This window comes from Skermanella sp., assembly GCF_059503625.1.
In genome coordinates, this window is sequence record NZ_JCACHA010001196.1 from 1 (window position 1) to 4,768 (window position 4,768).

Here is a 4,768-nt window from a genome sequence, read left to right on the forward strand (position 1 = left end):
AGGTGATGGCCCCGCCGAACAGGGCGCCCCAGTAGATGCAGGACAGCATGATGATGGCCGAGGTCGGCGACATGCTGAAGGTCAGCGGCAGCAGGATCGCGACGCCGTTGGCGCCGCCGAGGCCGGGAAGGACGCCGATCAGCACGCCCAGCGTGATGCCGACGAACATGTAGACGATATTCATGGGATCGGCGAGCACGCCGAAGCCATGCATCAGGTTCATCAAGGATTCCAAGGCGCTGCTCCGAGATATGCAGGGTGTGCTGCGTCAGTAGCCGAGCATGGCTTCGACCGGACCCTTGGGCAGGGGGACCAGGAACCAGATTTCAAACATCACGAAGAGAGCCAGCGGGATCAGGATGGCGACCGGCAGGATCTTCTGGATGGGGTATTTGCCCAACCAATACATGAAGAAAGCGATGAATATTGCAGCCGCGAAGTAAATCCCGATCAGCCAGATCAGTCCGACGAAGACTATCGTCGGTATCAGGACCTTCATGACCAGCACGAACTGTCCGCGTTCCACGAAGGTGCTGCGGTTCGGCGTGCGGGATGCGAGGTTGGCGATCAGGATCGCGGCGCTCGAGATGAACATGATCAGGCCGACGTGGAACGGGAAGTATCCCGCTTCCGGCCCGTCGCTGGCCCAGCCGTTGCCGACCCTGTTGCTGTCGATCATGACGACGACGGCCAGGGCCGCGAACATCAAGGCTACGACGATTTCCATCGTGTGGTGAGTGGTGACGGCGTCCTCGTCACTTTTGCGCTGTTTCATCCGTCCCTCCCTCTGGAGACCGGATCCCGGACGGACGGGTGGCGCCGCCGTCCGGACCCGCGTCGTTATTGGCCGTTACTTCGCGAGGAAGCCGGCTTTCTCCATCAGGCCCTTGTGGGTCGTTTCCGCCTTGGCGAGCCAGGCCTTGTACTCGTCGCCGGTCATGAAGGTCGTGTTGAACGCGCCCTTCGCCATGAAGTCTTTCCAGTCCGGCGTCTCGCGCACTTTCTGGAAGAGTTCGACGTAGTATTTGATCTGGTCGGCGGTGACGCCGGGAGAGGTGAAGATGCCGCGCAGCATGGTGTACTCGACATCCAGCCCGCTTTCCTTGCAGGTCGGCACGTCGTTCCACGACATGTTGTTGGCGATCGGCTCCTTCAGGTCGATCCGCCGGGAGTCGAACACGCAGAGCGGACGCAGCGCCCCGGCCCGCCACTGGGCGACCGCTTCGATCGGATTGTTGACGCTGGCGGTGATGTGGTTGCCGACCAGCTGGGCCGCGACGTCGCCGCCGCCCTTGTAGGGGATGTAGGTGAATGTCGTTCCCGTCGCCTGCTCGATCGCGGCGGTGATGATCTGGTCTTCTTGCTTGGACCCCGTGCCGCCCATCTTGGAACTGTTGGCGCCGCCTGATTTGGCGGCGTCCACCAGATCCTTGGGCGTCTTGTACGGCTGCTCGGCGTTGACCCAGAGGATGAAGTTGTCGAGCGCCAGCATGGCGACCGGCGTCATGTCCTTCCACGAGAACGGCACGCCGGTCGCGAGCGGCGTGGTGAACAGGTTGGACAGGGTGATGATGATCTTGTGGGGGTTCCGGTTGGAGCCGGCAACGTCCAGGAAACCCTCGGCGCCGGCCCCGCCCGACTTGTTGATGACGACGACCGGCTGCTTCATCAGGTTGTTCTTCTGAATGATCCCCTGGATCATCCGCGCCATCTGGTCGGCGCCGCCGCCGGTGCCTGCCGGAACGATGAATTCGACCGACTTGGTCGGCTCCCACGCCAGGGCCTGGGTGGAAGTCAGCGTCGTGATGGAAATCGCACTCAAGGAAAGACATGTAATCGCGGCAGCCGCCTTCAGGCGGGAGACACTCTCCAGCACAGCCATATCGGACTCCTCCCTGTGTAGCCGGCATCCTGTTCCACACGGCTCATGGAGAGGTCCGGCGACATTGTTATCTTTGAGGACTCGACCGGTCGGATCGTCTTAGCGCTGGTATATGGTATGCGGCATGGTCTATACAAATCAACAGGAATTTTTTAATAAGTCTTTAGGCAAGAAAATATTGCGCTGCGGTAATACTTGTGAAGTAAAAGCCAGTTTTTGAAACAATGCAGTGTTGCTGACCTTTGATGCAGTAGCGAACAGTCTTGCCGAAAAGAAAACGAGGTCAGGCCGCTTTGCGGAAGTTGCCGTTGCTGACGGTGGACGCGGCGCGGGCGCGCTGTGCCGGCTGCGCCATGGCGCGGCTGTCGGTGACGATGTCGGCCAGAGCCGACGGATCCTTGATGATGATTTCCGCGATGACGGCGACAAGACCGCCGACGGCGACGACAAGGGCGAGCATTTCAAAAGCGTGGGCACCGAACATATCTTCATCTCCTGCAAGGTGATTGTGCGTTGCAGCAAATATGACAGGGCCACTGTCGTATGACAAGCGCTCAGAACAGGATATCTGGTATACCGTATTCAGGAACCTGTTCGCCTTTCTCCGGCCCGGCGGACTTCCGCCTTCCTGCTTCCTCCTTTGTGAAAGTTGATATATCTCGGGCATGAGGAGAACCTGAAGATGTACTTGCCGGTCGCCGCCCTTGCTCTCGCCATATGGCTCTACCTGCTGCTGGGGAGAGGCGGCTACTGGCGTTTCGGTCTTCCGGAGGCGGTCGTCGAACCGGCGGCGCTGCCGCCGGTGGTCGCCGTCGTTCCCGCCCGCAACGAGGCGGCCGTGGTCGGCAGGGCGGTGGCGTCGCTGCTGGACCAGGACTATCCGGCGCCGCTGCATGTCGTGCTGGTGGACGACCACAGCGACGACGGGACGGCGGCGGCGGCACGGGCGGCTGCCGCCGGATCGCGCCGGCCCGGCGGGTTGACCGTGTGCCGCGCTCCTGCCCTGCCGCCGGGATGGGCCGGCAAGGTCTGGGCGATGCGGACGGGACTGGAGGCGGCGGCGGAAACCGCTCCCGATGCGGCCTATGTCCTGTTCACCGACGCCGATATCGACCATCCGCCGGGCGGATTGCGGCAACTGGCGGCGCGGTCGGAGGCGGAGCGGCTGGACCTGAACTCGCTGATGGTGCGGCTTCATTGCGAAACCGTGGCGGAGCGGGCGACGATGCCGGCCTTCGTGTATTTCTTCCGGATGCTCTATCCCTTCCGCTGGGTCAACGATCCGGGCCGCGCCGTCGCGGCGGCGGCCGGCGGCGTCATGCTGGTGCGGCGGAATGCGGTTGACAGGATCGGTGGGCTTGCGGCGATTCGGGGCGAGTCGATCGACGACTGCGCGCTGGCCGCCGCGATCAAGGCGGGCGGCCACCGCATCCGCCTGGAACTGGCGGAAGAGGCGCGGTCCCTGCGCGGGTATGGGGGAGCCGGGAATGTCTGGCGGATGATCGCGCGGAGCGCCTATACGCAGCTTCGCCACTCGCCGCTGCTGCTGGCCGGGGTGGCGCTGGCGATGACGCTGGTGTTCATCGTCCCGCCTGTGGTCACCGTGGCGGCGGCGGGTCCCGCGCGCTGGATGGCGGCTGGCGCCTGGGCGCTTATGGCCGCATCGTACCTGCCTGCTCTGAAGTACCACGGACGTTCGCCGCTCTGGGCGCCGGCCCTGCCGCTGGTGGCGGCGTTCTACCTGGGAGCGACGCTGGACTCCGCGCGCCGCCACCGGGCGGGCCGGGGCGGCGAGTGGAAAGGGCGGGTTCGAGCTGATTCCGCAAGCGGGAACAATGCTTCGTGACTTCGTAGGCCGGGTGCCGCTTCGCTTTCCCCGGCCTACGATCCCCTGCGACCTGTGGGCGTTCAGGCGAAGTGGAACATATCGGCCTTAAGATCGCCGGTGCCGAGGCCCAGCAGGGTGACGGTCAGCCCCGATCCGATGTGCAGGACCGCGTCGCCCGAAGCGTCGGCGCTGGCGGAGCCGATGATCTGGGCTGCGGAGGTCGCCAGACCGTCCCCGATCTCGATCGTGTCGGTCCCGTGCTTGCGGAACTCCGAGATCGTGTCCCGGCCGCCGGCGTCGCCGTCGAACACGAAGCGGTCGTTGCCGCCGTTGCCCTTCAGGTAGTCGTCGCCGGAACCGCCGTTCAGCGTGTCGTTGCCGCCGCCGCCGTAGAGATAGTCGTTGCCCGCACCGCCGGACAGATCGTCGTCGCCGATATCGCCGAACAGGACGTCGATGCCGCCGGCGCCGCTGATCTGGTCGTCGCCGCCGGCACCATGGAGCAGTTCGTTGCCGTTGGTGCCGGACAGGAACTGGTCGTCGGCGCCGTGGGTGATGCGGACCTGATCGAGGTCGAGGGTCTCGCCGTCCGGCAGCCGGGGCGAGATGTTCCAGGTCGGATCGGAATAGAAGCCTTGGGCGCCCTGCGCCTTGACCATCGCATTGCTCAGATAGCCGAAGGCTTCCATCGCATCCGGCGAATGGTTCACGGTGAAGATCTGGGCGACGGTCGCCCGCGCGTTGGCGGCATAGGCGAAGGGCGAACTGGGCCAGCCATCGATCCGTTCCGGCGGGTTGCCGGGACTGGTGCCGAAGCTGGCCTTGAACAGCTCGGCCCAGGTGTCGTAGGCGGGGCCGAAGCCGTTGCCATGGACCTTCACCAGATATGAGGAGCCGAAGCGCGGATCGAAGCCGTCGTCACCGTGGATGAACCGGCCGGACGTGAAGTTGTCCATCCAATCGACCATCTTCTCGGCCTGCGCATAGCCGCGCTGGGCCATGGTGCCGAGCGCCAGCGCCACGAAATCCGACTGCCAGGGCATCGTATCGCCGTCGGC

General features: G+C 64.3%; 6 protein-coding genes. 1 reads left to right on the top strand and 5 read right to left on the bottom strand.

Annotated features, from left to right (window positions below):
* The 4 genes from AC5JJ6_RS42015 to AC5JJ6_RS42030 form a co-directional block, all read right to left on the bottom strand.
* On the bottom strand, positions 1 to 235 hold a 235-nt coding region (locus AC5JJ6_RS42015), incomplete at its 3' end, for a tripartite tricarboxylate transporter permease (RefSeq protein WP_496047761.1).
* Between the two features lie 33 nt (positions 236 to 268).
* Entirely contained in the window at positions 269 to 775 is a 507-nt protein-coding gene (locus AC5JJ6_RS42020; protein WP_496047762.1) for a tripartite tricarboxylate transporter TctB family protein, read from the bottom strand.
* A 75-nt stretch (positions 776 to 850) separates the two neighbouring features.
* Entirely contained in the window at positions 851 to 1,882 is a 1,032-nt protein-coding gene (locus AC5JJ6_RS42025) for a Bug family tripartite tricarboxylate transporter substrate binding protein (protein ID WP_496047763.1), read from the bottom strand.
* 283 nt (positions 1,883 to 2,165) lie between these two features.
* Positions 2,166 to 2,366, bottom strand: coding sequence for a hypothetical protein (locus tag AC5JJ6_RS42030; protein ID WP_496047764.1), 201 nt, complete (start codon positions 2,364 to 2,366; stop codon positions 2,166 to 2,168).
* Between the two features lie 198 nt (positions 2,367 to 2,564).
* Between AC5JJ6_RS42030 and AC5JJ6_RS42035 the strand changes: the two genes are divergently transcribed.
* Positions 2,565 to 3,728, top strand: a complete 1,164-nt coding sequence (locus AC5JJ6_RS42035; protein ID WP_496047765.1) for a glycosyltransferase — start codon at positions 2,565 to 2,567, stop codon at positions 3,726 to 3,728.
* A gap of 62 nt (positions 3,729 to 3,790) precedes the next feature.
* On the opposite strand, the gene AC5JJ6_RS42040 is transcribed toward AC5JJ6_RS42035, so the two are convergent.
* Positions 3,791 to 4,768, bottom strand: a 978-nt coding sequence (locus AC5JJ6_RS42040) for a calcium-binding protein (RefSeq protein ID WP_496047766.1), incomplete at its 5' end; no start/stop codon positions are given.

Coding starts and splice junctions, on each gene's coding strand:
- AC5JJ6_RS42025 (WP_496047763.1), bottom strand. CDS start 1,882: ATGGCTGTGCTGGAGAGTGTCTCCCGCCTGAAGGCGGCTGCCGCGATT.
- AC5JJ6_RS42030 (WP_496047764.1), bottom strand. CDS start 2,366: ATGTTCGGTGCCCACGCTTTTGAAATGCTCGCCCTTGTCGTCGCCGTC.
- AC5JJ6_RS42020 (WP_496047762.1), bottom strand. CDS start 775: ATGAAACAGCGCAAAAGTGACGAGGACGCCGTCACCACTCACCACACG.
- AC5JJ6_RS42035 (WP_496047765.1), top strand. CDS start 2,565: ATGTACTTGCCGGTCGCCGCCCTTGCTCTCGCCATATGGCTCTACCTG.